Raw genomic sequence first — 24,396 nt, 5'->3', positions numbered from 1 at the left:
CCGGTGACCGCGACGAACGATTCCCCGGTCCGGGCGGCCGGCTGTGTGCTGTGGCGCCGCTCCCCGGTCGACGGCGAGCTGGAGGTCTGCCTCGTCCACCGGCCGAAATACGACGACTGGTCACACCCCAAGGGCAAGCTGAAGCGCGGCGAGGAACCGCTCGCCGCGGCCCTGCGGGAGGTCGAGGAGGAGACCGGCTACCGGGCCACGCCCGGCGGCGAGCTCTCCACGCTGACCTACATGGCAGGCGGCCGCCCCAAGGAGGTCCGCTACTGGGCGGCCGAGGCCGGCCCCGGCACCTTCGTGCCGACCACCGAGGTCGACCGCATCGTCTGGCTGCGCCCCGAGGCGGCCCGCCTCCGGCTGACGCAGCCCCGGGACCGGGAGCTGATGGACGAGCTGGTCACCCCGGCCGAGCGAGGCAACGGCCGATGACTGGGCCGAATGTGGGGTCCGGCGGCACACGCCGGGCGCCCACGCCACTTCCGGAGTCACCCGATTGCGTAGGGTAACCATTCGAGGCCCGGGTCGGGATCACCCTGTGTCCTCGACGTAAGCGTTCCGTGACCTCACCACACCGTCCCCAGGGGTTCACCCCTCGTTCATTTATGGCCGTCGGCGCCTTCACCTCTTCTGCCTAATTTCAGCCTTACGCGGTGTGGCGCGTGGCTCGGCCAGGCGCCCACACCTCACAGACTTCGCACGCCGCCGGATTCAGGACGGCGGCTCCTGGAAGGAACTCCCTCAAGTGAAGCTTCAGCGCATGAACCGGCGGGCCCTCGCTCTCGGTGCTCTCGCCGTCTCCGGCGCCCTGGCCCTCACGGCGTGCGGCTCCGACGACACCGGTGACAGCGGCAGCAGCGACTCCACCACGAGCACGCAGGCCAACAACATCAAGTGCGACGACGCCAAGGGCCAGCTGCTGGCCGACGGCTCGTCCGCCCAGAAGAACGCGATCGACGCCTGGGTCAAGCAGTTCACCGCGGCCTGCAAGGGTGTCCAGATCAACTACAAGGGCGGCGGCTCCGGCGCCGGTATCACCGCGTTCACGCAGGGCACGGTCGCCTTCGCCGGCTCCGACTCGGCGCTGAAGCCGGAAGAGGTCACCGCCTCCAAGGAGGTCTGCTCCGGCGGCCAGGGCATCGACCTCCCGATGGTCGGCGGCCCGATCGCCCTCGCGTACAACGTCGAGGGTGTCGACGACCTCGTCCTGGACGCGCCGACCCTGGCGAAGATCTTCAGCGACAAGATCAAGAACTGGAACGACCCGGCGATCGCCAAGCTGAACCCCGACGCCGAGCTGCCCGACCTCAAGATCCAGGCGTTCCACCGCTCGGACGAGTCCGGCACCACGGACAACTTCACCAAGTACCTCACCGCCGCCGCCCCGGAGCAGTGGAAGTACGAGGGCGGCAAGGCCTGGACCGCCCCCGGCGGCCAGTCCGCGTCCGGCTCCTCCGGTGTCGCCCAGCAGGTCAAGCAGACCGCCGGCGCGATCAGCTACATGGAGCTCTCCTACGCCAAGGACACCTCCGTCGTCGCCCTCGACACGGGCGCCGCCGAGCCGGTCAAGGCCTCCGTCGACACCGCCACCGCCGCCATCGCGGACGCCAAGGTTGTCGGCACCGGCAAGGACCTGGCCCTGGAGCTCAACTACGCCACCAAGGCCGACGGCGCCTACCCGATCACCCTGGTGACGTACGAGATCGTCTGCGACAAGGGCAACAAGGCGGAGACCCTGCCGACCGTCAAGGCGTTCCTCGGCTACATGGCCAGCGAGGACGGCCAGCAGATCCTCGCCGAGAACGACTACGCCCCCATGCCCGACGACATCATCGCCAAGGTGCGCGAGACCGTCGCGGGCCTGAGCTGACCTGAGTGTGCGGCCCGGTTCCCCACCGGGGCCGGGCCGCACCGTCCGGTGCACCGCCGCCAGGAGCCCTCCACCACGCAGGGCGCCGCAGACCGGAGAACCCGATGGACATAACCACCAAGAACACTCCCGCACCCTCACCACCGCAGCCGTCCGAGGCCGAGCTCAAGCGCAACGCCCGCGGCGCCACCCGTCCCGGAGACCGGATCTTCCTCGGTCTCGCCCGTGGCTCCGGCATCTTCCTGCTGGTGATCATGGCCGCCATCGCGGTCTTCCTCACCTGGCGGGCCGCCGTCGCCATCAGCAAGGACGAGGGCAACTTCCTCACGACCTTCGAGTGGAACACCACCGGCACCGAGCCGGTCTTCGGCATCGCGGTCCTGGCCTACGGCACGATCGTCTCGTCGATCATCGCCATGGTCATCGCGGTCCCGATCGCCGTCGCCATCGCGCTGTTCCTCACCCACTACGCCCCGCGCAGGCTGAGCGGCCCGATCGCCTACGTGATCGACCTGCTCGCCGCGGTGCCGTCCATCGTGTACGGCCTGTGGGGCGCCCTGATCCTCGTACCGCACATGGACGGCCTGTTCGGCTGGCTGGACGACTACTTCGGCTGGACCGGCATCTTCGACTGGGAGGGCGGGCCCGCCCGCTCGATGCTCACGGTCGGCATCCTGCTCGCGATCATGATCCTGCCGATCATCACCAACGTGAGCCGTGAGGTCTTCCGCCAGGTCCCGCAGATGCACGAAGAGGCCGCCCTGGCCCTCGGCGCCACCCGCTGGGAGGTCATCCGGATGGCGGTGCTGCCCTTCGGCCGCTCCGGCGTGATCTCCGCCTCGATGCTCGGCCTCGGCCGCGCGCTCGGCGAGACGATGGCCGTCGCCACCGTGCTCTCCCCGGACTTCCTCATCCACGGCAGCCTGCTCAACCCGGGCGGCGGCACCTTCGCCCAGAACATCGCCAGCAAGTTCGGCGAGGCCAACGAGTTCGGCCGGGACGCGCTGATCGCCTCCGGTCTGGTCCTGTTCGTCATCACCCTGCTGGTCAACGGCGCGGCCCGATGGATCATCGCTCGCCGCAAGGAGTACTCGGGGGCCAACGCATGAGCACCGTCGTCAAGCACCCCAGCTCCCTGCAGGGCGCCCGGCTGCCGAAGTGGTCCCCCGTGGCCATCGCGGCCGGCTCCCTCGCCGTCTCCATCGGCCTGAGCCTGGCCGCCGGCTTCGACAGCAAGATCCAGTGGGGCCTGATCGCCGCGCTGCTCTTCGTCTTCGGTACGTACGCGCTCGCCGCCCGCGTCGAGGGCACGCGCCAGGCCAAGGACCGCATCGCGACCTCGCTGGTCTGGGTCGCCTTCCTGATCGCCGTGGTACCGCTGGTCTCCCTGGTCTGGTCGACCGTGCAGCGCGGCATCAAGGTCTTCGACGTCTACTTCCTGACCCACTCCATGGGCGTCGTCGCGGACACCGAGCCCGGCGGCGGCATCTACCACGCCATCATCGGCACCATGGAGCAGGTCGGCATCGCCACCCTGATCGCGGCGCCGGTCGGTGTGCTCACCGCGATCTACCTGGTCGAGTACGGCCGCGGCAACCTCGCCCGCGCCGTCACCTTCTTCGTCGACGTGATGACCGGTATCCCCTCGATCGTCGCCGGTCTCTTCATCCTCAGCATCCTGCTGATCTTCGAGATGAGCTTCTCGGGCTTCGCGGGCGCCCTGGCCCTCGCGATCCTGATGATGCCGGTCGTGGTCCGCTCCACGGAGGAGATGCTCAAGCTCGTCCCGAACGAGCTGCGTGAGGCATCCTTGGCTCTGGGCGTGCCCAAGTGGCGCACCATCCTGAAGGTGGTCCTGCCGACGGCCGTCGGTGGTATCACCACCGGTGTGATGCTGGCGGTGGCCCGTATCGCGGGTGAGACCGCCCCGGTTCTGCTGCTGGTGTTCGGCAACCCGTTCATCAACAACAACCCCTTCGAAGGGGCGCAGGCTTCGCTGCCGCTGTACATCTACCAGCAGTACGCGAACAGCGCGGGCTCGGAAGCGGCGTACGACCGCGCCTGGGCGGCGGCCCTCACCCTGATCGCCATCGTGATGCTCCTCAACCTCGCGGCCCGCGGCATCGCCCGCTGGAAGGCCCCGAACACCGGTCGCTGATGCATCTGTGCGCGGCTCCCCGCCGCGCGGCGGCCAGACAGCGACCGATCGCAAGACTTTCCTGAAAGAAGCAGTGATACCCATGGCCAAGCGAATCGACGTAAGCGGCCTCAGCGCCTACTACGGCTCCTTCCGTGCCATCGAAGACATCTCGATGACCGTCGAGCCCCGCTCCGTGACCGCCTTCATCGGTCCCTCCGGCTGCGGCAAGTCCACCTTCCTGCGCACCCTCAACCGCATGCACGAGGTCACCTCCGGCGGCCGGGTCGAGGGCAAGGTCATGCTCGACGACGAGAACCTGTACGGCGCCGGGGTCGACCCGGTCTCCGTGCGGCGCGAGGTCGGCATGGTCTTCCAGCGCCCGAACCCGTTCCCGACGATGTCCGTCTACGACAATGTCGCGGCCGGCCTGAAGCTGAACGGCTCGTACAAGAAGTCCCAGCTCGACGACGTCGTCGAGAAGTCCCTGCGCGGCGCCAACCTCTGGAACGAGGTCAAGGACCGCCTGAACAAGCCCGGCTCGGGCCTGTCCGGTGGTCAGCAGCAGCGGCTGTGCATCGCCCGCGCCATCGCGGTCGAGCCGAACGTCCTGCTGATGGACGAGCCCTGCTCGGCCCTCGACCCGATCTCCACGCTGGCGATCGAGGACCTGATCGGCGAGCTGAAGGAACGGTTCACGATCGTCATCGTGACCCACAACATGCAGCAGGCGGCCCGGGTCTCGGACCGCACCGCCTTCTTCAACCTGGCGGCCGTCGGCCAGCCCGGCAAGCTGATCGAGATCGACGACACGGAGCGCATCTTCTCCAACCCGTCGGTCCAGGCCACCGAGGACTACATCTCGGGCCGCTTCGGCTAGGCCGGAGCCCGCAAGACCCCTCGCGGTGCTGCATGGCGGTGCCACCGCGAGGCAGATAAGGGCCCGCCCCCCGGCTCCCGGGGGGCGGGCCCGTGTCGTCTCCCGCGGCGGCAGACCCGTACGCCGGTCTGCTGATTCGTTTCTTCAGTACGTTGGCCCGGCCACCCGCTCCGCTACAGGAACGCGAGGTGCACGACCCCGAACGCCGCCGCGGCCACCAGCGCCGCGGCCGGCATGGTGATGAACCAGCCGAGGACGATGTTCTTGGCGACTCCCCAGCGCACGGCGTTCAGCCGCTTGGTCGCGCCGACGCCCATGATGGCGGAGGTGATGACGTGGGTGGTCGAGATCGGCGCCTTGAACAGGAACGCCGTGGTGAACATGATCGCCGCGCCGGTGGTCTCGGCCGCGAAGCCCTGCGGCGGGTCCAGCTCGATGATCTTCCGGCCCAGGGTGCGCATGATCCGCCAGCCGCCGGCGTACGTGCCGAGCGACAGCATCACCGCGCAGACGATCTTCACCCAGATCGGGATCGGATCGCCGTAATCCTCGACATCGGCGATGACCAGGGCCATCACCACGATGCCCATGGTCTTCTGCGCGTCCTGCAGACCATGGCCGAGGGCCATGCCCGCCGCGGACACGGTCTGCGCGATCCGGAACCCGCGCTTGGCCTTGTGCGGATTGGACCGCCGGAACATCCACATGATCCCGGTCATGACCAGATAGCCGACCCCGAGCCCCACCAGCGGCGAGATGAACATCGGGATGACGACCTTCTCCAGCACCCCGTGCCAGTACACGGTGGTCCCGCCGGCCAGCGCGGCGCCCACCATGCCGCCGAACAGGGCGTGCGAGGACGAGGACGGCAGGCCGAAGTACCAGGTGATGAGGTTCCAGGTGATGGCGCCGACCAGGGCCGCGAAGAGGATTCCCATCCCCTTCGAGCCCTCGGGCGTCTCGATCAGGCCCTCACTGACGGTCTTGGCGACACCCGACCCCAGGAAGGCGCCGCCGAGATTCATCACCGCGGCCATGAGCAGCGCGGCCCGAGGAGTGAGCGCCCTGGTGGAGACGGAGGTGGCGATGGCGTTCGCCGAGTCGTGGAAGCCGTTGGTGTACGTGAAGAACAGCGCGACCGCGATGGTCACGACCAGAGCGAAGGTCTCCATGGAGGCGCCTCAGGACTCCTTCACGGCGATCGTCTCCACCGTGTTCGCCACGTGCTCGAACGCGTCGGCCGCTTCCTCCAGGACGTCCACGATCTGCTTGAGCTTGAGCACCTCGATGGCCTCGTACTTGCCGTTGAAGAGCATGGCGAGCAGCTTGCGGTGGATCTGGTCGGCCTGGTTCTCCAGCCGGTTGACCTCGATCCAGTACTCCGTGAGGTTGTCCATGGTCCGCAGGTTCGGCATGGCCTCGGCGGTGAGCTCGGCGGCCCGGGCCAGCACCTCGATCTGCTGCTCGACGCCCTTGGGTAGTTCCTCGACGTTGTAGAGGACGACGAGGTCGACGGCCTCCTCCATGAAGTCCATGATGTCGTCGAGGGACGACGCGAGGTTGTAGATGTCCTCGCGGTCGAAGGGCGTGATGAACGAGGAGTTCAGCTGGTGGAAGATCGCGTGCGTGGCATCGTCACCGGCATGTTCCGCGGCCCGCATACGCTCTGCGATCTCGGCCCGGCCGGCGGTGTCCGCCCCGAGCAGTTCCATGAGGAGTTTCGAGCCCGTGACGATGTTGTCCGCGGACGCGGCGAACATGTCGTAGAAGCTCGTCTCCCTGGGGGTCAGACGAAAGCGCACGTGGGGTCCTCGGGGTGCTTCGGTTTCGGTCAGGCTGATGCTAGGCGCATCATCCGGCCACGGCTAATGGGCCGTCCCCCAGTGTCGCCCATCAGGCACAGTGATCAGCACGGGGGCGTACCAAGGGCCCTATACCCAGCAAAGTTCGGTACGATATACCCAGTAGGGGTATATGTCTGGAGGACGCGATGACGACGACCGAGGCCGGCGCCACGGCGCCCTCCGAGCATGAGCACGCCACGCACGGCTATCACAAGCAGAAGGACGAGCACCTCAAGCGGCTGCGCCGGATCGAGGGCCAGATCCGGGGCCTGCAGCGGATGGTCGACGAGGACGTCTACTGCATCGACATACTCACGCAGGTCTCGGCATCGACGAAGGCGCTGCAGTCCTTCGCCCTCCAGCTCCTGGAGGAGCACCTGCGCCACTGCGTCGCGGACGCGGCCGTGAAGGGCGGCGAGGAGATCGACGCGAAGGTGGAAGAGGCGACGAAGGCGATCGGCCGTCTGCTGCGGACCTGAGGCCGAAAATCATCGGTCGGGGGAGCCGGGACCGCGGGCGTCCCGCTCCTCCGCGACCCGGAGCACCTCGTCGATGCTCTCCAGGCTGAGCCGGTCCTCGGCGGCCGAGGCCGCGATGATGAGCTCACCGCACAACTCGATCTCGGCGAGGGCCACGTGGTCCTGAACTGCCGTACCGCCGACCGGAGCCACGCGCATCACCTCTTCTCTGCCGCTACCGGCTTCCTAGAGTAGGGAGCGGCCTACACACCGCGCATGGCACGGACGGGCTAGTCCTTGACGACCGTCGGGGATCCTCACTCCTCGGCGATGCGTCCGGCGTAGATGTCGTCGCGGTCGGGCAGCCGTACGTCGACGGGGACGCCGAAGTCGAAGAGCAGGGTCGTCGAGGTCACGGCGACGGCGTCCTTCCGCTGCCCGTTGACGAAGCTGAACCGATGCCGGATCTTCCGGATGCGCCCCTGGTCGTCGAGGTACACGTCGAACGGCACCTGGGCAGTGGCGAACCCTTTCGCCGCGGCGGCGAGCGCGCCCCGGGATCCGTCGGAGGCGAGGTCGGCGGCGCGCCGCAGATCGGCGGTACCGCGGTAGTGGGTGACGTCGGCCCCGCCGAGCCGCCCCTCCCCGACGAGGGTGACGGAACGTACGCCCAGGAGGAGTTCGGCGGCGGTGAGGGGGTCGGTGGCACCGCCGGTGACCAGGTTTCCGTCCGCCATGGAAGCGGTCTCCACCCGGACCCACTTGTCGGCGGGCACCCCGGCGCCGCGGTTCTTCATGAAGAGGGCGCCGGGCGCGAGGAGTTCGGTGATGGGGCGGTGGGCGGAGTCCCCGGCGGGATCCTGGGGCAGCAGCACCTTGAGCCGCCCGACCTGCCGGCGGAAGTCGTAGACGCCCTCGCCGCGGATGGTGACGCGGGTCCCGCCGGTGGCCATCTCCATGGACGTACGGGCCTTGGAGCTCCGGGCGTCGACCAGCGCGGAGGCGGCCCGCCGCACGACCTCCGCGGGCTCCCCGCCCCGCCCGTCGTCAGGAGCGGTCCCACAACCCCCCACACAGGCCACGAACCCCGCCGCGACCACGGCTCCCCGCCGCCTGAACCGCCGCTCCGCCATCGCCTGCCTACCCCCCAGCGGGTACGTCCGTCACGGGCCCCTCGTCGTCGTCCCTAACGACGGCCGGGAGCCCGCCGTAACGCACCCCGACGCCCATAGAAGCCCTTCACCTCCCCTCGGTACGGTTGTCCCCGTGGCACACGACGAAGCCCCGCCCGCGCCCCCGCCCCACCGCACGGCCACGATCGAACAGGGCCCGTTCTGCACGGCCCGGTGCACCTGCGGCTGGAAGGGCCCGGCAAGAAGAGCCAGAAGCCAGGCCAGAAGAGACGCAGAGGACCACACGACCCTGAGCACCACCGGCACTATCAGCCCGTCCGGCGTTTGAGGACGAGGCCCTTTCAGGGCCGACAGCGGGGGTCTGGGGGCGCAGCCCCCAGGGAGGGGACGGGTAGGGGCGGCGGGGGCGAAAACAACCCATAGCCGCACCCGACATGGAACCCCCACCCCCACCACCCCGTCTCGTTCCACGTAACCCCGGGAGGCGACATGGAACGGCGCACCTTCATCGCCGGCGGCGCAGCCGCTCTCACAGCAACAGCAACCGCCGCCTGCACAGCCACCGGCACCCGCCCCCCACTACGCACCACCAGCGCCACCACCCCCAGCACCCCCCGCACCCCCAGCACACCCACCACCTGGTCCGCCCTCGCCCGCGCCCTGGACGGCCTCCTCGTCCGCCCGGGCGACCAGGCCTGGCCCACCGCCCGCCAGCTCTACAACACCCGCTTCGACTCCCTGAAGCCCGCAGCCGTCGCCTACGTCGCCCACGAGGCCGACATCCGCACCGCCCTCTCCTACGCCCACGCCCACAACCTCCGCGTAGCGATCCGCAACGGCGGCCACTCCTACGCGGGCTGGTCCTCCGGCAACGGCCGCCTCGTCATGGACGTCTCCCAGCTCAACAGGATCCGCGTCTCCGGGGGCACCGCCGTCATCGGCGGCGGCGCCAAACTCATCGACGTCTACCGCGGCCTCGCCGCCAAGGGCGTCACCCTCCCCGCCGGCTCCTGCCCCACCGTCGGCATCTGCGGCCTCACCCTCGGCGGCGGCCACGGCGTCGTCTCCCGCGCCTACGGGCTGACCTGCGACAGCCTCACCCGCGCCACCCTCGTCACCGCGGACGGCAAGCAGCTGACCGCCGACGCCACCACGAACACGGACCTCTTCTGGGCCCTGCGAGGCGCCGGCAACGGCAACTTCGGCATCGTCACGGAGCTCCAGTTCACGACCCACCCCGCGCCCCAGGCCGTCATCGCGTACCTGTCCTGGCCCTGGTCGAGGGCCGCCGCCGTACTGAAGGCCTGGCAGGAATGGGGCCCCGCCCAGCCCGACGAGATCTGGTCGTCCTTCCATCTGGCGAACGCCACCGGAGGCACCCCGACCGTCTCGGTCACCGCCTTCTCCCTCGGCACCCACGGCGAACTCCAGAACGCCGTCGACCGGCTGGCCGACCGCGTCGGCGCCTCCGCCACCAGCGTCTCCCTGCGCCGCCGCTCCTACGAGGAGTCGATGGAGCTCTACGCCGGCTGCTCCTCCTTCGCCACCGACGCCCAGTGCCACCTCCCGGGCGCCACCCCGGGCCGCTTCCCGCAGGGCGCCCTGGGCCGCGAGACGTACGCCGCGAAGTCCGACTTCTTCGACCGCTCGCTCTCCCCGGCCGGCATCCAGACCCTGCTCACCGGGATGAGGTCGGTCCGCGGCGGCTCCGGCAGCGTCGCCCTCACGGCCCTCGGCGGCGCGGTCAACCGTGTCCCGCCGACCGCCACGGCGTTCGTCCACCGCCGCTCCCGCATGCTCGCCCAGTACATCGCCGCCTGGCGGGCGGGCACCAGCGGCGCCAGGGCCCGGTCCTGGCTGACCGAGGCCCACACCGCGATGCGTCCGTACGCGTCCGGCGCGGCGTACCAGAACTACACGGACCCGGGCCTGAAGAACTGGCGCGAGGCGTACTACGGCGACGCCGCCCCCCGCCTGACGCGGCTGAAGAGGCAGTACGACCCGGAGGGGTTCTTCTCCTTCCCCCAGGCGCTGTGAGGGGGCGGCCTCAGGCGGCCAGGTCCCGCTCCGCGGCGTCGGCGCTCTCCGCGCGCGCACCCGGGACAAGGGCGTCCCGTCCGTCGTACGACGGCTCCTTGCGGGAGCGGATCAGCCATCCGGCCCGGGGCGACCGCTCGATCGCCTTCGTCAGCGGGGTCAGCAGTGCCGCGGCGACCGGGGACAGCAGCAGCGTCACGGCCGTACCGAGCGCGAACCCGCCGATGACGTCGGTGGGGTAGTGCACGCCCATGTAGACCCGGCAGAAGCCTTCGAGCAGCGCGAGCCCGATGCCGAACAGCCCGAACCTGCGGTGGGCGACGAAGAGCCCGACCCCCATGGCCATGGTGATCGTCGCGTGGTCGCTCACGAAGGAGAAGTCGGTCTTGCCGGAGACCAGGACGTCCAGGCCCTGGTGGTCGAGGAAGGGCCGGGGCCGTTCCACGAAGCCCCGTATCGGGACGTTCACCAGCACCGCGAGCCCGGCCGCGAGCGGCGCCCACACCAGCGCGGCGACCGACGGGGCGGCGTCCTCCCCGCCCCGCCTGCGCACCGACCACCAGCACCACAGCACCAGCAGCACCATGGCGATGAGCAGCCCGTACTCACCGACGTACGCCATCACCCGGTCGAACCACTCCGGCGCGTCCTTGGCCAGGCCATTGATGTCATAGAGCAGGTCGACGTCGGGGTTCGACCCGGATGCTGCGAGTCCAGCCATGGTGCTGCGGCCCCTTCGTCGTGTCTCCCGCTACGTCATCAGGAACGCACGGCTCCTGTTGATACGTTCCACGCTCCACTGAATGATCACTCAGACGTTATCGAAGAGAGACACATCGCCGCAGCTCAGGGGGTGGGTTCACGCTGCGCTCACACCTCGGTGGGGAGCGCTTTCGCGCCATCTTCGGTGACCCGGGTGGCCCCGAAGTAGTCGGGGGTGTCGATCGGGTCGAACCGGATCACAGCACCTGTTCTCGGGGCATCGATCATGTACCCGCCACCGACATAAATCCCCACATGGCGGATGGCCCGCGAGTTGGTGAGGTCGTCCGAGAAGAACACGAGGTCCCCGGGGAGCAGCTCGTCCCTGGCCGGATGCGGTCCCGCGTTGTACTGGTCGTTGGCCACACGCGGCAGCGAGATCCCGACACTTTCGTACGCGGCCTTGGTCAGTCCGGAACAGTCGAACCGGCCGCCGTCCTCCGGCGTGCCGTCCCCGCCCCACAGGTAGAGCGTCCCGAGCTTCTGCTGCGCGTAGGAGATGGCGCCCGCGGCCTGCTTCGAGGGGTCGACCCGCCCGACGGGCGCGGCGAAGCTGTCCTGGAGGGTCGTGATGGTCTTCACGTAGTTCTCGGTCTCCCGGTACGGCGGCACGCCCCCGTACTTGATGACCGCGTACGCCCCGGCGTTGTAGGCGGCGAGCATGTTCTTCGTCGCGTCGCCCGGCACGTCCTTGACGTAGGAGGCGAGTTCGCAGTCGTACGACGCGGCCGACGGGATCGCGTCCTGCGGGTCCCAGACGTCCCGGTCGCCGTCGCCGTCGCCGTCGATGCCGTGCGTGGCCCAGGTCCCGGGGATGAACTGCGCTATGCCCTGCGCGGCGGCCGGGCTCTGCGCCTTCGGGTTGAAGCCGCTCTCCTGGTAGAGCTGGGCGGCGAGCAGCGCCGGGTTGATGGCGGGGCAGAGGTTGCCCCACTTCTGCACGAGCGCCTGGTAGGCGGCGGGCACCGCCCCCTTGGCGAGCGCCTTGGCCCCGCCGCCGATGCCGTTGGCGAGGTTCCCGGCGACGACGTACACCCCGACGACGAGCAGCATCACGAAGCTGAGCCCCGCCGCGAGAGCGGCACCCGCCACGATCCACGCCTTACGCACCGTCAACCGCCCCTCGCCCGCCGGGAGTCCGCCCGCGTCAGTCTAGGAGCTTCCCACGGGAATTCCGGCGCAACCAGGGCCCGTCCGGGCAACCGGCCGCGGCGCATTACCCGAGAGGTCATCGACCCGGGCCATGCCCCGCTGACACGATCGTGGACGTAAGGAGCCCGACCGCCCGAACGGAAGGACGCCCGCCATGACCGCGTACGCCATCGCCCATCTCCGGAAGATCACCCCGCACCCGGAGATCGCCGAGTACATCGAGCGCATCAGCGCCACCTTCGAGCCGTACGGCGGCCGCTTCCTCGTCCACGGACGGCGGCACGAGACGATGGAGGGCGACTGGGCCGGGGACGTGGTGATGATCGGCTTCCCGTCGATCGCCGAGGCACGGCAGTGGTGGGACTCGCCCGCCTATCAGGAGATCGCCCCCTTGCGCGCCCGGCACATCGAGGGCGACATCATCCTGGTCGAGGGCGTGACGGAGGACTACGACCCGGCCACCACCGCGAAGGCCCTGCGGGACTCCCTGCCGTCCTAGGCCCTCAGTGCGCTCTCGGTCCGCGCTCCGGTTATGAGTTCCTGGCGGATGAACCACTCCGTGCCGAGGATGCCCTCACGTACCTGTGCCGGGAGCGCGGCGAGCAGGCCCGGCGCGGCGCCTCGCTCGGCTTCGCTGCGGTGGGCCCGTACGGCCGCCCACTTGCGCTGCAGCCAGGGGCGGACGTCCACGGTGGTGGTGACCCACTCGTCCGGCACCGTCCGCATGCCCTTGCCGGCCTCGGCGAAGTCGCCCAGCACCCGGACCGCCGAGTGCGGGTGGGTGGCCAGATACAGCGCCCGCGGCCGCCAGGGGTCGCCCGCCTCCGGGTACAGCCGCTCCAGCCCCGCCGCCTGCACGGCCAGCACGGTCAGGCGGTGGGTGTGCACATGGTCCTCGTGACCGGTGACACCGCCGTACGCGTCGTGGGTGACGACGATGTCCGGACGGAACTCCCGCAGATGGGCGACGAGTCGTCCGACCGCCTCGTCCAGCGGCGCGTCGCACAGCCGGGGGCTGCCGGGGGCCGAGGCGGGCACGCGGGAGTCGGCGTAGCCGAGCATCCGGGGCTGCTCGGGGATGCCGAGGAGGCGCAGCGCTTCGGCGAGTTCGGCGGCCCGGTGGGTGTGCTCGGCCCAGGTCGCCGTCACCACCACCGTAGGAGAGCCCTCCGCGGCATTGCGGGCCAGCACTCCGCCCGCGGACAGCGACTCGTCGTCCGGGTGTCCGAACACGGCGAGCAGACTCGGCATCGATCGACCACCTCCACGGGGCTCAGGCCACCTGCATCTCCAACGGACACAGCACACCCGTGAGTTCCTCGGAGACCGTCCACAGCCGCCGGGCCGTCGTTGGATCGCTCGCCGCCCGGGACCGGCTCACCAGGGTCGGGCCGCCGCGCCACTCACCCAAGCCGTCGGGGCCGACGTAGGAGGCGCCGGGCAGGTCCTGGGTGGCGGCGTACAGGGTCGGCAGGGCGCCCGCCCGGTCGCTCTGGGCCACGTACCTGTTGGAGAACCGCATCGCCAGCCGGGCCACCCGGCTCGCGGCGTGGCTCTGGAGGTTGGTGGCCGAATACCCCGGGTGGGCCGCCAGGGCGCGGACCCGGGAGCCGGACTCGGTCAGCCGGCGCTGGAGTTCCAGCGTGAACAGCAGGTTCGCCAGCTTGGACTGCCCGTAGGCGCCCCGCGGGTCGTAGGCCGTGTCGCTGTTCAGGTCGTCGAAGTGAATCGCCTCGTCGCCCCAGCGGTGGGCGGAGGAGGAGACGGTGACGACGCGGTCGGTGACGTACGGCAGGAGCAGGTTCGTCAGGGCGAAGTGCCCGAGATGGTTGGTGCCGAACTGCATCTCGAAGCCGTCCTTGGTCCGCTGCCGCGGGATCATCATCACGCCCGCGTTGTTGATCAGCACATGCAGCGGGCCCGCCCACCCCGCGGCGAACTCCCGCACGGACGCCAGGTCGGCCAGGTCGAGTCGCCGCACCTCGGTGCTGCCGGACACGGTCGCGGCGGCGGCCCGGCCGCGCTCGGGGTCCCGTACGGCGAGGACGACATGCGCGCCCGCCCCGGCCAGCGCCTGGGCGGCGGTGAGACCGATGCCGCTGTTGGCACCGGTGACGACGGCCGTACGGCCGCTGAGATCGGGCAGGTCGGTCGCGTTCCACTTCTGCGTCTGGGTCATGCCCTCGAATGTAGGCGCCGACAACAATGCTGTCAATGACAACAATGATGGCGCTGACAACAAAGCTGACGATGACAACATCCGGCTACGATGGGCCCATGCCCGAAAGCCGCCCCTACCACCACGGAGACCTGCGCTCCACCCTGCTCGCCGGTGCCGAGCGCACCCTGCGGACGAAGGGCGTCACCGCGCTCTCCCTGCGCGAACTGGCCCGCGAGGCCGGCGTCAGCCATGCCGCGCCCGGCCGCCACTTCAAGGACAAGCAGGCCCTGCTCAACGCGCTCGCGCTCGCCGGTTACGACCGCCTGGAGCAGACCCTCCAGGCCGCCGACGACCCCGCCCTCCCCCTGGAACCGCGGATCACCTCCCTGGCCCGCGCCTATCTCCGCTTCGCCCTCGACAACGCCGAGCTGCTGGAGCTGATGTACGCCCGCAAGCACGACCCCGACGCCTATGAGCAGATGGCGTCGGCGATCGACCGCACGGTCGGCATCCTGGAGCGGGTCCTGGCCGACGCCCAGCGGCGCGGCGAGATCGTCGAGGGCGATCCCGCCCAGCTCACCCTCATCGCCGGCGCGAGCCTGCACGGCCTCGCCGCCTTCGCCGCCGGCGGCATGCTCGCGCCCGAGGCGGCCCTGGCCGGCCTGGAGGACCTCGTCCACACCCTCCTGCACGGCCTCAAACCCCGCTGACGGCACCCCCGGGGCCGTCGCCGGGAACCGAACGCCCCCGGCCGACAGTCACTCCCGTAGGGGAGCAAGGGACGGGGGACGGCATGCATCACGTGCTCTACGGCGAGCAGTCATGGAATCCGCTGGCACGGACCGTGGCACTGACCGAGGAGGCGCTGCGCAGGGGCGGCCGGACCACCCCGCTCGGCGAGCTGAACCTCGCCGCCATGGCCGACGCCTACCGGCGCGGGTACTGGCTCGGCGGCGGCGGGACGGAACGCCCGCTGAACCGGCTGCCGGACGGCCCCGGCACCGTCCCGGTCACCCGGATCACCGGCACCTGCACCCCGCTGAAGCTCCGTCAGGCCGCCCCGTTCGCGCGCGAGCTGGGCGAGCTGGCGGTACGGCGGTGCGGTGGGCCCGGGCAGGTGGCGGCGCTGGCGGACCGGGCCCGGTCCGAGGGCGTACCCCTGTGGATCGCGCGGCGGTACGCGCCGGGGCCGGCCGGACCGATCACCGTCACCGTGGACCGGAAGTTGGTGCGCGTGGACGTATGGGGACCGCACGCGCCCGTCGTACGCGTCCGGGCCCCCCACGGCTTCAGCTCGCGGACCACCGACCCCTCCCAGGGCCTGCGCGTGACCGTCGGCACGGTCACCGCGCAGCCCCACCTCAGCAGGAAGCTCCGCAAGTCGAAGAACTACGTGGAGCTGCGGCTGCCCGGACAGCACTGGATGCTGCGCCGGGAGAACGCGACCAGCTCGTGGCTGCTGCGCGACGAGCGGCGCGTCGCCCTGCTGAGCCGCCCCCCGCGCAGGCGGACCCCCGATCCGCACAGCGTCCTGGTGCCCCTCTCCCCGGTGCGCCACGAGAGCACCGACCCGCTGGACGCCGTCATGGCGCACGCCTTCGCCGTCACCTTCGGGCTCGGGGACACGACGGGCTCGGCCCGGTTCCGCTCGGAGCGCCACCGCAGCTACGGGGGCGAGCCGTTCGCCCCTGACGAGACCTGGAACCGCCCCTGGTTCAGCAACCTCGGCAGCGGCCGCGACGACAACGAACCCGGCGGCAGCGACGGCTGGGGCTCGGACGGTGGCGACGGAGGAGACAGCGGAGGCGACGGCGGAGGTGGGGGCGGTGACGGCGGCGGGGGCGGGGGCGGGGGCGACTAGCCCTGTCCGGCTCACCGCGACCGCCGGACGATCGGAAGATAGCCTTCACCCGGGGAACATCTCCCCGACCCGTCACCCGACCGGCCGTCAGAAACCGTACGGGTCGGGCGAGCAGCGGTAAGAGGGGACAACGACGGAATCACCCAGCAGGTTCCGCTCCCACTTCATTGCCCGGCGTGACCAGCCGTGATACACAGAGTGACGATACGACTCCTCACAAGGTATTCGTACGAAACCCGCCAATCAATGACGCCAAGTCGACATACGACGGCGTCATCGTCAGCGAGAATGAGGCCTGACCTCTGCGCCCACGCAGGGGGATACGGAACTACCCACCAGGGGCGGTGACTTACATGCTCTTTGCGGCCGACGAGGGAGACATCAACACCATCATCGGGGGGATCGCTCCGGACTGGGGCCCCTTCGGCAGCCTGGGCAACGAAGCGAAGGTGATGATCGAGGTGGTGATGGCAGTGGCCATCCTGCTGTGCCTCGGCATCGCCATCTGGGGGGCGGCCAAACAGCGCATCGGCGCCACTGCCCTCCGGGACACCTTCAGCGCCGAGCAGGGCAAGGGCCTCATCATCGCGGGCCTGACGGGAGTCTTCATCATCGGCTCTCTCGGCACGCTCTTCACCATCGTGTACGGCATGGCCGTGTAGCAACGATCACCCCTCCCCTCCCACCCCCCGTCGTGCCCACCGGCTGAGGTTGCGTTTCCCTGATGTCGAGTCACCACACCGCGCCCGCGCGGGAACCAGCACGGCTACCGTCGTACTCCAACGGCTTCCACGGCTTTGGGTACGACGGTGAGGGGGCGTACGCGGCATGAGTCTCGGAGACGAGCGGGAGGCCTCCGGCGGTTACGGAGGCACGGGCCAGACCCGCACACGGCTGCCCGAGGGCGGCGGCGACGCGTACGGCACCCCACGACGAGCCGGCCGCTCGTCGTCCCGGAGCCTGGTCACGGTGGTCGGCGTCGTAGTCCTCCTCATCGCGGCAATCGCCTTCGCGAACCGCGGAGGAGACGATTCATCACCCAACCCGGACCCCGAGAACAAACCCCAGGCAGCGGCTACGGCGGCGAGCGGGGAGCGGCCGGTGGAGGCGGGCTTCGCGCAGGATGAGCAGGGGGCGCAGAGCGCGGCGGCCAACTATGCGGTGACGCTGGTGTCGGCCGACATGCTCAAGGCGGCCCGGCGCTCCGAGATCGTGCGGCAAGTTTTCGTCACTGACAAGCAGGCGGAGCTGGAGGACAAGTTCAACGCCGCCTACTCCACGGAGTTCCTGAGCAATCTAGGCCTCGACGAGAACGGCAACTCCACGGGGGGCAACACGTACGTCTCCCGCACGATGCCGATCGGCACCAAGGTCACGAGCTACTCGGACACCGCCGCGGCCGTCGAGGTCTGGTGCACGGGAGTGTTCGGCACGGCCGGTGAGGGCTCCACCGACCCGGTCAGCAGCGACTGGTTCACCATGACCCTTCAGCTGCGCTGGGCGGACAGCGACTGGAAGGTCGACAGCTTCGCCCAGAAGGACGGGCCCGCGCCGGTCCCCGGCGACAACAAGGCGTCCAGCGCCGACGAGATGGCCAAGGCCGTCGAGGAGTACGGAGGCTTCACGTATGCCCGGTAGCCCGCACCGCGTACTGAAGGTCGCCGCCGCTCTCACCGCCGTACAGGCAGCGGCTGTGCTGATGGCCACGCGCGCCGTGGCCGCACCCACACCGTCGCCGACCCCGTCGGACGACAACTGTGACCTCATCGTCGGCCCCGCCAAGGACTACTGCGAAAGCGACAACGGCTCGGGCCGCTCCGGCGGATCCTCCACCCTCGACCCCACCACCACCCTCGACCCCCTCTCCTCCCTCGCCAAGGGCTGCGCCGACGCCGCCGCCTGGACCGTCGGCAAGCTCAGCGAGGCCGTCGAGGACACCGCGACCGTCGACTTCACGAACCCCAAGTTCCTCCAGCAGTACGCGGTCGTGTTCGCGGCGTCGACCATCCTCACCCTCCTGCTGTGGCTGCTGGCGGTCGCCAAGCGTGCCGTGCGCGGCGTACCCGTGACCACCGCCATCAGCGAAGCGATCGGCTTCCTCTGGCTCACCGTCCTCGCGTCCGCCTTCACCCCCCTGATCCTCTACACCGTCGTCTCCGCCACCGACGGCATCTCAGAGGTCCTCGCGAAGACCACCGGCGACCAGACCGACACCTTCTTCGGCACCTTCTCCGGCGCCCTGGAGAAGGGCGAGGACATCGGCGGCGGACCGATCATGCTGATCGTCGTCTCCCTCGTCAGCATCCTCGCCGCCGGAGTCCTCTGGCTGGAACTCGTCATCCGCGCCGCCCTGCTGTACGTCGGCGCCCTGCTCGGCACCGTCGTCTACGCGGGCCTGGTCGACAAGAACCTGTGGGGCCACGTCCGCCGCTGGGCGGGCATCATGATCGCCGTCATCCTGGTGAAGCCGGTCATCGTGATCGTCCTCGGCCTCGCCGGAGCGCTCTCCGCCGACGACGGCCCCGACGCCTTCTCCGCCGTCGTCTCCGGCCTCGCCATCATCCTGCTCGCCATCTTCGCCTCGGCGATGATCTACCGTTTCGTCCCGGGCTTCGGCGACGAGATCGCCGGCTCCCGCAGCAACCGCATCATGCAGGGCGCCGAGAGCAAGGCCGCGGCCGTCATGAGCTCCCCCGCGACCCTCGTCGCCCAGGGCATCAAGACCCACAGCACCCGGGCCGACAGCAACGGCCAGTCCGCCGGAGGCCCCCGCCCCGCCAACCAGGCGGCCGGCGGAGTCGCCGCGCACAGCTCCCGCACCGCGAACGGAGGCGGCGGAACTGTCCCCTCCGCCGCACCCGTGCCCCGCTCCGCCAGCAGCGCGCTGAACTCGCCCCACGCCGGCAACACCCGCAACAGCAGTACCAACCGCACGGGAGGTGAAGGGCGTTGACGACCGAGTCCCACGTGTCCCATCCGGTCACGCCCCGCCGTACATATCTGATCGGCCGCGCCCGGCCGAACGCGATCGTCGGCCGCAATCGCGAGACCGGCGAGATCGCACTGATCATCGGCGGCGCGTTCCTCGGCATGATGTGCGGGCTCCTCGTCCCCGTCCTCTCCCTGCGCATCGTGCTGCTCATGGGCTTCCCGCTGCTGGCGCTGGCCGCGGTCTACGTGCCGTACAAGCGCCGGACGTTCTACAAGTGGTTCGAGATCAACCGCAGCTTCAAGCGCACCGTGCGCCGGGGCACCGTCTACCGCTCGGCGGTCATGGAGGCCGGCATCCGGATCGACGGGCGCGAGGTGGAGATCGGCCCGCCGCCCGGCATCGGCCGGATCACCTGGCTCGCCGCCCCGTTCGGGCCCGACGAGATCGCCGTACTGCTGCACGCGGACCGCAGAACCGTCACCGCGGCCATCGAGATCGAGGGACCGGGCGTCGGTCTGCGGGACTCCGAGGACCAGGAAGCCCTCGTCGACCGCTTCGGCACGCTCCTCAAGCACGTGGCCAACGGCGACGGCTTCGTCACCCGCATCCAGATGCTCGCCCGCACCCTCCCCGCCGACCCCGACGCCCACGCCAAGGACGTCGCCGTACGCGGGGACGAGAAGTCGCTGCCGTGGCTCCAGCAGTCCTACGACCAGTTGCAGTCGATGGTGTCCACCAGCAGCGAGCAGCACCGCGCCTATCTCGTCGCGTGCATGCACTACACGCGCGAACTGGCCGCCGAGGCGCACGCCATGGCCCGGGCCGCGCGACCGCAGCAGGGCCGCAAGGTCGACAAGGACGCCGGGCTCGCCGTCGTCATGGCCCGTGAGCTCACCGACATCTGCTCCCGGCTGCAGGAGGCCGACATCCGCGTACGGCAGCCGCTCGGTCAGGGGCGGCTGGCTTCGCTGATCCACTCCATGTACGACCCGGACCACCCGATCGACCACATCCAGGCGATGACCAAGCGCAACGCCTGGCCGGCCGAGCTCGACGCCATGGAGCCCACCTACCTCCAGGCCAAGACCCGCGAGTCCTCCACCCGCGCCCCCTGGTGCCACGCCACGGCCTGGGTGAAGGAGTGGCCGATGACCCCGGTCGGCGTGAACTTCCTCGCGCCGCTGCTGGTCCACACCCCGGACGTGATCCGCACGGTCGCCGTCACGATGGACCTCGAACCCACCGAGATCGCCATCGAGCGCATGCTGACGGAGAAGACGAACGACGAGGCCGAGGCGTCCCGCGCCGCCAAGATGAACCGCACCGTCGACCCGCGCGACGTCGCCGCCCACAACCGCCTCGACCAGCGAGGAGAGGACCTGGCGAGCGGCGCGGCGGGCGTGAACCTGGTCGGCTACATCACCGTCTCCTCCCGTTCCCCCGAGGCCCTGGCCCGCGACAAGCGGACCATCCGGGCCTCGGCCGGAAAGTCGTACCTGAAGCTGGAGTGGTGCGACCGCGAGCACCACCGCGCCTTTGTGAACACGCTCCCGTTCGCCACCGGCATTCGAAGGTAGGGCCGCCGCATGCGGGATCCGATGTCCATCCTCTCCGACGCCTTCACCTCGTTCCTGTTCGGCAAGGTCGAGACGACCCGGCCGCCCGTGCGCACCTCGACCGGGCAGGCCCAGGCCGTCTATCTGCCGACCGCCGCGCCCGGCCTCGGCGACTCGGGCGTGATCATCGGCCGCGAGGTCTACTCCGGGAAGGGGTACATCTACGACCCCTTCCAGCTGTACGGCCAGCAGCTCCCGGCGCCGCACTGGCTCGTCCTCGGCGAGTCCGGCAACGGCAAGTCGGCGCTGGAGAAGACGTACGTTCTGCGCCAGCTGCGCTTCCGCGACCGCCAGGTCGTCGTGCTGGACGCGCAGGGCGAGGACGGCGCCGGCGAATGGAACCTCATCGCGCAGGAGCTGGGGATAACTCCTATCCGGCTGGACCCGATGGCGGCGCTCGACCAGGGCATCCGCCTCAACCCGCTCGACCCGGCGATCACGACGACCGGGCAGCTCGCGCTGCTGCGGACCATCATCGAGGTCGCGATGGGCCACGGCCTCGACGAGCGCTCCGGCTTCGCGCTCAAGGTCGCCCACGCCTACGTCAACGAGACCATCGTGGAACGCCAGCCGGTCCTGACCGACATCGTCGAGCAGCTACGGCACCCCGAGCCGGAGTCGGCCGAGGCGATGAACGTCGACATAGACGATGTACGGGCCTGGGGGCTCGATGTCGCCCTGGTACTGGACCGACTGGTCGACGGTGACCTGCGCGGCATGTTCGACGGCCCGACGACGGTCGGCATCGACCTGGACGCGCCGCTGATCGTCTTCGACCTGTCCCACATCGACCGCAACTCCATCGCGATGCCGATCCTCATGGCGATCGTCGGGGTCTGGCTGGAGCACACCTGGATCCGCCCCGACCGGAAGAAGCGCATCTTCCTGGTCGAGGAGGCCTGGCACATCATCAACAGCCCCTTCGTGGCCCAGCTGTTCCAGCGGCTGCTGAAGTTCGGCCGACGGCTGGGTCTGTCCTTCGTGGCGGTCGTCCACCACTTGTCCGACGTCGTGGACGGGGCTGCGGCCAAGGAGGCAGCGGCCATCCTGAAGATGGCGTCGACCAGGACGATCTACGCCCAGAAGGCGGACGAGGCGAGGGCCACCGGCCGGGTGCTCGGGCTGCCCAGATGGGCGGTGGAGATCATTCCCAGCCTCACCCCGGGTATCGCCGTCTGGGACGTCAACGGCAATGTCCAGGTGGTCAAACACCTGGTCACGGAGACCGAACGGCCGCTGGTCTTCACCGACCGCGCGATGACCGAATCGTCCGCCGACCACTTGCACGACGACGCCCTGCGCGCCGCCGAGCTGGAGGCGGAGGAGCGGGCGGCGGCCTTCGTGGAACAACACCTCGGCGACGAGTCGACGGTGGCGTAGAGGGGGCGACGGCGTGCGCGCAGACGACCGGCGGCAGGAGACAGCGGGCGGCATCCCCGACGGGCTGGTGCTCGGCCTGCTCGCGTTCCTGCTCGGCCTGACCTCGATGGTGTGGACGGCGACAGGGCTGGCCGGCCTGTTCGCCCACGGCGCCTGGCCCACCGGCGTCACCTTCGCCCGCACCCCGCTCGCCCTGCGCCACCTCTTCGGCGCCCCGCAGGACATCACCGGCGCCTGGCCGGAGACACCGGAGGCGGAGCTCTCCGGGTACGGGTTGTTCTGGGGGCTGTTCATCGGCCAGCTGATGGTGCTGATCGTGCTCACCGTGTTCGTGATGGGGACGGTGACCCGGTGGCGTGCGGTCAGGGCACGGCGGCGGGAGGAAAGGCCGGCACCGCCCGAGCCGGAGCCGATCCCGGAACCGGTGCCGCGGCCGATCCCGGCGCCGGTCCAGCACCAGGTCCCGGTCCAGCACGAGGTACCCGCACCGAGACCCGAGCCGGTCCAGCAGCCCGCCGCTCCCGCTGCCGCACTCACACCCCCGACGCTGCTACCGGCCTGGGAGAAGGTCTTCGTGGCCCCTCGGGAGACCCGGCGCACCACCGCGACCCAGGCTGTACGCGACGCCGAGGGCCCGGCGCTGGTCATCACCTCCAACCCGGCGGTCTGGCAGGACACCAAGGACGCCCGCGCCAAACTGGGCCCGGTCCATCTCTACGACCCCGCGCACCTCTGCGACACCCCGTCCCGCCTCCACTGGTCGCCGACGACGGGCTGCGAGGACAAGCAGACGGCGGCGGCAAGAGCGGCCGCGCTGCTCGCCCCGGTCCGGCCCACCGCGAAGATCGACCAGGCCGTGGCGGACACCGCCGAAACCCTCTTGCGCAGCGCCCTGCACGCCGCCGCCATAGACGGCCGTACGATCCGGCACGTGCACCGCTGGTCCCAGGGCACCCAGCTCCAGGACGCGGTCCGCATCCTCCGCACCAGCCCGAAGGCTGCCCCCGGCGCCGCCGGCGAACTGGAAGCCGCCCTGACCGCGCACCCCGAGCGCCGGGACATGGCACAGCAGCTGACCACGCGGGCACTGTCCGCCCTGTTCACGGTGAACATCCGCGAGGCGTGCACCCCCAACCGAACTGATGCGCTCGCATTGGATTCTTTCGTGAACGAGGGGGGCACGCTTTATGTGGTGGGTGAATCCATCGAGGATCCCCGCACGAACCCGGGCGCGATGCCACTGCTGACCGCCCTGGCCTCCAGCGTGGTCGAGCGCGGCCGGCACATGGCCGAACGGTCATCCTCCGGTCGCCTCGACCCACCACTGACGCTCGTCCTGGACGACGTCGCGGCCGTCGCCCCGCTGCCCCAGCTCCCCGAGCTGCTGGCCACCGGCGCGGACCGGGGCCTGCCGACCCTGGCCCTGCTGCGGTCCCGGGAACAGGCCCGCGCCCGCTGGCCGCACGACGAACTGCCGGTGTAGCCCTACTCGGGCTCGATCGCGAACTCCAGCTCGGTTTCGCCCGGCGTCTGCGGCAGCGGCACGGTGACCCCGGTCGGCTCGAACCCCACCTTCCGGTACAGCCGCTGCGCACGCCCGTTGTCCTCGTGCACGATGAGCCGCACCCGCTCGGCGCCGTGCGCCCACGCCCACTCCAGGCCGGCGTCGAAGAGCACCTCGGTGAGCCCGATGCCCCGGTGCTCGGGCTGTACGAAGACCCCGACGAGATGCCCCTGCTTGCGCTCGACGGGGAACCCGGCCCAGTCGGTCGTCCCGGCCTCTTCGATCAGCACGGTCAGCGTCCCGACCCACTCCCCGTCCGGCCCCTCGGCGATGATCTGCTGCGCGCCGGACGCCCCTTCGGCGCTTCCCGCGGCACGCTCCTGCCAGAACGAGTCGGGGTGGGACACGGCCGCCTCGTAGGTCTCCAGGAAGGCGAGATGCGCCACGGGGTCCTGAAGGGCGGCAAGCCGCAGAGCCTTGGCCCGCGGCCACTCGTCGGCGTGTATGGAACGGACCTTGTAGTTCATGCCGAACACCGTAGCCGAAACGCAGAAAACCCCCGTACCGAATAAACGGTACGGGGGTTCTCTCACAATTTGTTCGGCGGTGTCCTACTCTCCCACAGGGTCCCCCCTGCAGTACCATCGGCGCTGTAAGGCTTAGCTT

Annotated in this window: 25 protein-coding genes; 16 read left to right on the top strand and 9 right to left on the bottom strand. The window is 70.2% G+C overall.

The features are described 5' to 3' along the window. The first annotated feature begins 3 nt into the window (after positions 1–3). The 5 genes from ACFYW5_RS18145 (at position 4) to pstB (ending at position 4,890) form a co-directional block, all read left to right on the top strand. The gene (locus tag ACFYW5_RS18145) at positions 4–435 is read left to right on the top strand and encodes an NUDIX hydrolase (RefSeq protein WP_389418007.1); all 432 of its coding nucleotides are present in this window, start codon (positions 4–6) and stop codon (positions 433–435) included. A gap of 313 nt (positions 436–748) precedes the next feature. After that, positions 749–1,873 carry a phosphate ABC transporter substrate-binding protein PstS gene (gene pstS, locus ACFYW5_RS18140; protein WP_389418006.1) on the top strand — a complete coding sequence of 375 codons (1,125 nt, stop codon included), beginning with the start codon at positions 749–751 and terminating at the stop codon, positions 1,871–1,873. 104 nt (positions 1,874–1,977) lie between these two features. Next, positions 1,978–2,982 carry a phosphate ABC transporter permease subunit PstC gene (gene pstC / locus ACFYW5_RS18135; RefSeq protein WP_389418005.1) on the top strand — a complete coding sequence of 335 codons (1,005 nt, stop codon included), beginning with the start codon at positions 1,978–1,980 and terminating at the stop codon, positions 2,980–2,982. Beyond that, positions 2,979–4,031 carry a phosphate ABC transporter permease PstA gene (pstA, locus tag ACFYW5_RS18130; RefSeq protein WP_389418004.1) on the top strand — a complete coding sequence of 351 codons (1,053 nt, stop codon included), beginning with the start codon at positions 2,979–2,981 and terminating at the stop codon, positions 4,029–4,031. Before pstC ends, pstA begins: the two co-directional genes overlap by 4 nt. An 82-nt stretch (positions 4,032–4,113) precedes the next feature. Beyond that, positions 4,114–4,890 (top strand): phosphate ABC transporter ATP-binding protein PstB, encoded by a 777-nt coding sequence (gene pstB, locus ACFYW5_RS18125; protein WP_383310389.1) that lies wholly within the window; start codon positions 4,114–4,116, stop codon positions 4,888–4,890. A 173-nt stretch (positions 4,891–5,063) separates the two neighbouring features. Here pstB and ACFYW5_RS18120 read toward each other — a convergent pair whose 3' ends face one another. Both ACFYW5_RS18120 and ACFYW5_RS18115 read right to left on the bottom strand, forming a co-directional pair. Further along, positions 5,064–6,062, bottom strand: a complete 999-nt coding sequence (locus ACFYW5_RS18120; RefSeq protein ID WP_389418003.1) for an anion permease — start codon at positions 6,060–6,062, stop codon at positions 5,064–5,066. Positions 6,063–6,071: 9 nt separating this feature from the next. Further along, positions 6,072–6,692 (bottom strand): DUF47 domain-containing protein, encoded by a 621-nt coding sequence (locus ACFYW5_RS18115; protein WP_030043659.1) that lies wholly within the window; start codon positions 6,690–6,692, stop codon positions 6,072–6,074. 188 nt (positions 6,693–6,880) lie between these two features. On the opposite strand from ACFYW5_RS18115, the gene ACFYW5_RS18110 reads away from it, so the two are divergent. Beyond that, on the top strand, positions 6,881–7,213 hold the full coding sequence (locus ACFYW5_RS18110) for a metal-sensitive transcriptional regulator (RefSeq protein ID WP_389418002.1): 333 nt from the start codon (positions 6,881–6,883) through the stop codon (positions 7,211–7,213). Positions 7,214–7,222: 9 nt separating this feature from the next. Here the strand turns inward: ACFYW5_RS18110 and ACFYW5_RS18105 are convergent, their stop codons facing one another. Next, a complete protein-coding gene (locus ACFYW5_RS18105) occupies positions 7,223–7,411 on the bottom strand; it encodes a hypothetical protein (protein ID WP_389418001.1) in 189 nt (62 codons plus the stop codon). A gap of 98 nt (positions 7,412–7,509) precedes the next feature. Beyond that, positions 7,510–8,325: a hypothetical protein gene (locus tag ACFYW5_RS18100; RefSeq protein WP_389418000.1), complete on the bottom strand. Its 816-nt coding sequence runs from the start codon at positions 8,323–8,325 to the stop codon at positions 7,510–7,512. A gap of 489 nt (positions 8,326–8,814) precedes the next feature. Between ACFYW5_RS18100 and ACFYW5_RS18095 the strand changes: the two genes are divergently transcribed. Then, a complete protein-coding gene (locus tag ACFYW5_RS18095) occupies positions 8,815–10,362 on the top strand; it encodes an FAD-binding oxidoreductase (RefSeq protein WP_389417999.1) in 1,548 nt (515 codons plus the stop codon). A gap of 10 nt (positions 10,363–10,372) precedes the next feature. Here ACFYW5_RS18095 and ACFYW5_RS18090 read toward each other — a convergent pair whose 3' ends face one another. Both ACFYW5_RS18090 and ACFYW5_RS18085 read right to left on the bottom strand, forming a co-directional pair. Next, the gene (locus ACFYW5_RS18090) at positions 10,373–11,083 is read right to left on the bottom strand and encodes a phosphatase PAP2 family protein (RefSeq protein ID WP_389417998.1); all 711 of its coding nucleotides are present in this window, start codon (positions 11,081–11,083) and stop codon (positions 10,373–10,375) included. A 149-nt stretch (positions 11,084–11,232) separates the two neighbouring features. Then, positions 11,233–12,177, bottom strand: a complete 945-nt coding sequence (locus ACFYW5_RS18085; RefSeq protein ID WP_389418423.1) for an NlpC/P60 family protein — start codon at positions 12,175–12,177, stop codon at positions 11,233–11,235. A 253-nt stretch (positions 12,178–12,430) separates the two neighbouring features. Between ACFYW5_RS18085 and ACFYW5_RS18080 the strand changes: the two genes are divergently transcribed. After that, a complete protein-coding gene (locus ACFYW5_RS18080) occupies positions 12,431–12,775 on the top strand; it encodes a DUF1330 domain-containing protein (protein ID WP_389417997.1) in 345 nt (114 codons plus the stop codon). On the opposite strand, the gene ACFYW5_RS18075 is transcribed toward ACFYW5_RS18080, so the two are convergent. Further along, positions 12,772–13,527 carry a PIG-L deacetylase family protein gene (locus ACFYW5_RS18075; RefSeq protein ID WP_389417996.1) on the bottom strand — a complete coding sequence of 252 codons (756 nt, stop codon included), beginning with the start codon at positions 13,525–13,527 and terminating at the stop codon, positions 12,772–12,774. The two genes, ACFYW5_RS18080 and ACFYW5_RS18075, sit on opposite strands and share 4 nt — an antisense overlap. 22 nt (positions 13,528–13,549) lie before the next feature. Then, entirely contained in the window at positions 13,550–14,455 is a 906-nt protein-coding gene (locus ACFYW5_RS18070) for an oxidoreductase (protein WP_389417995.1), read from the bottom strand. Positions 14,456–14,553: 98 nt separating this feature from the next. On the opposite strand from ACFYW5_RS18070, the gene ACFYW5_RS18065 reads away from it, so the two are divergent. The 8 genes from ACFYW5_RS18065 (at position 14,554) to ACFYW5_RS18030 (ending at position 23,709) form a co-directional block, all read left to right on the top strand. Continuing rightward, positions 14,554–15,147, top strand: a complete 594-nt coding sequence (locus ACFYW5_RS18065) for a TetR/AcrR family transcriptional regulator (RefSeq protein WP_389417994.1) — start codon at positions 14,554–14,556, stop codon at positions 15,145–15,147. Between the two features lie 83 nt (positions 15,148–15,230). Next, on the top strand, positions 15,231–16,298 hold the full coding sequence (locus ACFYW5_RS18060) for a hypothetical protein (RefSeq protein WP_389417993.1): 1,068 nt from the start codon (positions 15,231–15,233) through the stop codon (positions 16,296–16,298). Between the two features lie 353 nt (positions 16,299–16,651). Then, complete coding sequence (locus ACFYW5_RS18055; RefSeq protein WP_019526682.1) at positions 16,652–16,960, top strand: hypothetical protein; 309 nt, start codon at positions 16,652–16,654, stop codon at positions 16,958–16,960. A 166-nt stretch (positions 16,961–17,126) separates the two neighbouring features. Beyond that, positions 17,127–17,936 carry a hypothetical protein gene (locus ACFYW5_RS18050; protein ID WP_389417992.1) on the top strand — a complete coding sequence of 270 codons (810 nt, stop codon included), beginning with the start codon at positions 17,127–17,129 and terminating at the stop codon, positions 17,934–17,936. Continuing rightward, positions 17,926–19,251 carry a hypothetical protein gene (locus ACFYW5_RS18045; protein WP_389417991.1) on the top strand — a complete coding sequence of 442 codons (1,326 nt, stop codon included), beginning with the start codon at positions 17,926–17,928 and terminating at the stop codon, positions 19,249–19,251. Before ACFYW5_RS18050 ends, ACFYW5_RS18045 begins: the two co-directional genes overlap by 11 nt. Next, entirely contained in the window at positions 19,248–20,807 is a 1,560-nt protein-coding gene (locus ACFYW5_RS18040; protein ID WP_389417990.1) for an SCO6880 family protein, read from the top strand. The genes ACFYW5_RS18045 and ACFYW5_RS18040 overlap by 4 nt, the downstream gene beginning before the upstream one ends. A gap of 9 nt (positions 20,808–20,816) precedes the next feature. Continuing rightward, entirely contained in the window at positions 20,817–22,226 is a 1,410-nt protein-coding gene (locus ACFYW5_RS18035) for an ATP-binding protein (protein ID WP_389417989.1), read from the top strand. Positions 22,227–22,239: 13 nt separating this feature from the next. Further along, positions 22,240–23,709, top strand: coding sequence for a type IV secretory system conjugative DNA transfer family protein (locus ACFYW5_RS18030; RefSeq protein ID WP_389417988.1), 1,470 nt, complete (start codon positions 22,240–22,242; stop codon positions 23,707–23,709). Positions 23,710–23,711: 2 nt separating this feature from the next. Here the strand turns inward: ACFYW5_RS18030 and ACFYW5_RS18025 are convergent, their stop codons facing one another. Beyond that, positions 23,712–24,257 carry a GNAT family N-acetyltransferase gene (locus ACFYW5_RS18025; RefSeq protein ID WP_389417987.1) on the bottom strand — a complete coding sequence of 182 codons (546 nt, stop codon included), beginning with the start codon at positions 24,255–24,257 and terminating at the stop codon, positions 23,712–23,714. Positions 24,258–24,396 lie beyond the last annotated feature (139 nt).

The sequence above is a fragment of the Streptomyces sp. NPDC002779 genome (assembly GCF_042888685.1).
Lineage (GTDB): Bacteria > Actinomycetota > Actinomycetes > Streptomycetales > Streptomycetaceae > Streptomyces.
This window is presented reverse-complemented; position numbering and strand designations above follow the sequence as displayed.

Bases quoted from the DNA above. Each gene is read 5' to 3' on its own strand.
- pstC (WP_389418005.1), top strand. From the start codon at position 1,978: ATGGACATAACCACCAAGAACACTCCCGCACCCTCACCACCGCAGCCG.
- pstA (WP_389418004.1), top strand. From the start codon at position 2,979: ATGAGCACCGTCGTCAAGCACCCCAGCTCCCTGCAGGGCGCCCGGCTG.
- pstB (WP_383310389.1), top strand. From the start codon at position 4,114: ATGGCCAAGCGAATCGACGTAAGCGGCCTCAGCGCCTACTACGGCTCC.
- ACFYW5_RS18120 (WP_389418003.1), bottom strand. From the start codon at position 6,062: ATGGAGACCTTCGCTCTGGTCGTGACCATCGCGGTCGCGCTGTTCTTC.
- ACFYW5_RS18110 (WP_389418002.1), top strand. From the start codon at position 6,881: ATGACGACGACCGAGGCCGGCGCCACGGCGCCCTCCGAGCATGAGCAC.
- ACFYW5_RS18105 (WP_389418001.1), bottom strand. From the start codon at position 7,411: ATGCGCGTGGCTCCGGTCGGCGGTACGGCAGTTCAGGACCACGTGGCC.
- ACFYW5_RS18100 (WP_389418000.1), bottom strand. From the start codon at position 8,325: ATGGCGGAGCGGCGGTTCAGGCGGCGGGGAGCCGTGGTCGCGGCGGGG.
- ACFYW5_RS18095 (WP_389417999.1), top strand. From the start codon at position 8,815: ATGGAACGGCGCACCTTCATCGCCGGCGGCGCAGCCGCTCTCACAGCA.
- ACFYW5_RS18090 (WP_389417998.1), bottom strand. From the start codon at position 11,083: ATGGCTGGACTCGCAGCATCCGGGTCGAACCCCGACGTCGACCTGCTC.
- ACFYW5_RS18085 (WP_389418423.1), bottom strand. From the start codon at position 12,177: ATGCTGCTCGTCGTCGGGGTGTACGTCGTCGCCGGGAACCTCGCCAAC.
- ACFYW5_RS18080 (WP_389417997.1), top strand. From the start codon at position 12,431: ATGACCGCGTACGCCATCGCCCATCTCCGGAAGATCACCCCGCACCCG.
- ACFYW5_RS18075 (WP_389417996.1), bottom strand. From the start codon at position 13,527: ATGCCGAGTCTGCTCGCCGTGTTCGGACACCCGGACGACGAGTCGCTG.
- ACFYW5_RS18070 (WP_389417995.1), bottom strand. From the start codon at position 14,455: ATGACCCAGACGCAGAAGTGGAACGCGACCGACCTGCCCGATCTCAGC.
- ACFYW5_RS18065 (WP_389417994.1), top strand. From the start codon at position 14,554: ATGCCCGAAAGCCGCCCCTACCACCACGGAGACCTGCGCTCCACCCTG.
- ACFYW5_RS18060 (WP_389417993.1), top strand. From the start codon at position 15,231: ATGCATCACGTGCTCTACGGCGAGCAGTCATGGAATCCGCTGGCACGG.
- ACFYW5_RS18055 (WP_019526682.1), top strand. From the start codon at position 16,652: ATGCTCTTTGCGGCCGACGAGGGAGACATCAACACCATCATCGGGGGG.
- ACFYW5_RS18050 (WP_389417992.1), top strand. From the start codon at position 17,127: ATGAGTCTCGGAGACGAGCGGGAGGCCTCCGGCGGTTACGGAGGCACG.
- ACFYW5_RS18045 (WP_389417991.1), top strand. From the start codon at position 17,926: ATGCCCGGTAGCCCGCACCGCGTACTGAAGGTCGCCGCCGCTCTCACC.
- ACFYW5_RS18035 (WP_389417989.1), top strand. From the start codon at position 20,817: ATGCGGGATCCGATGTCCATCCTCTCCGACGCCTTCACCTCGTTCCTG.
- ACFYW5_RS18025 (WP_389417987.1), bottom strand. From the start codon at position 24,257: ATGAACTACAAGGTCCGTTCCATACACGCCGACGAGTGGCCGCGGGCC.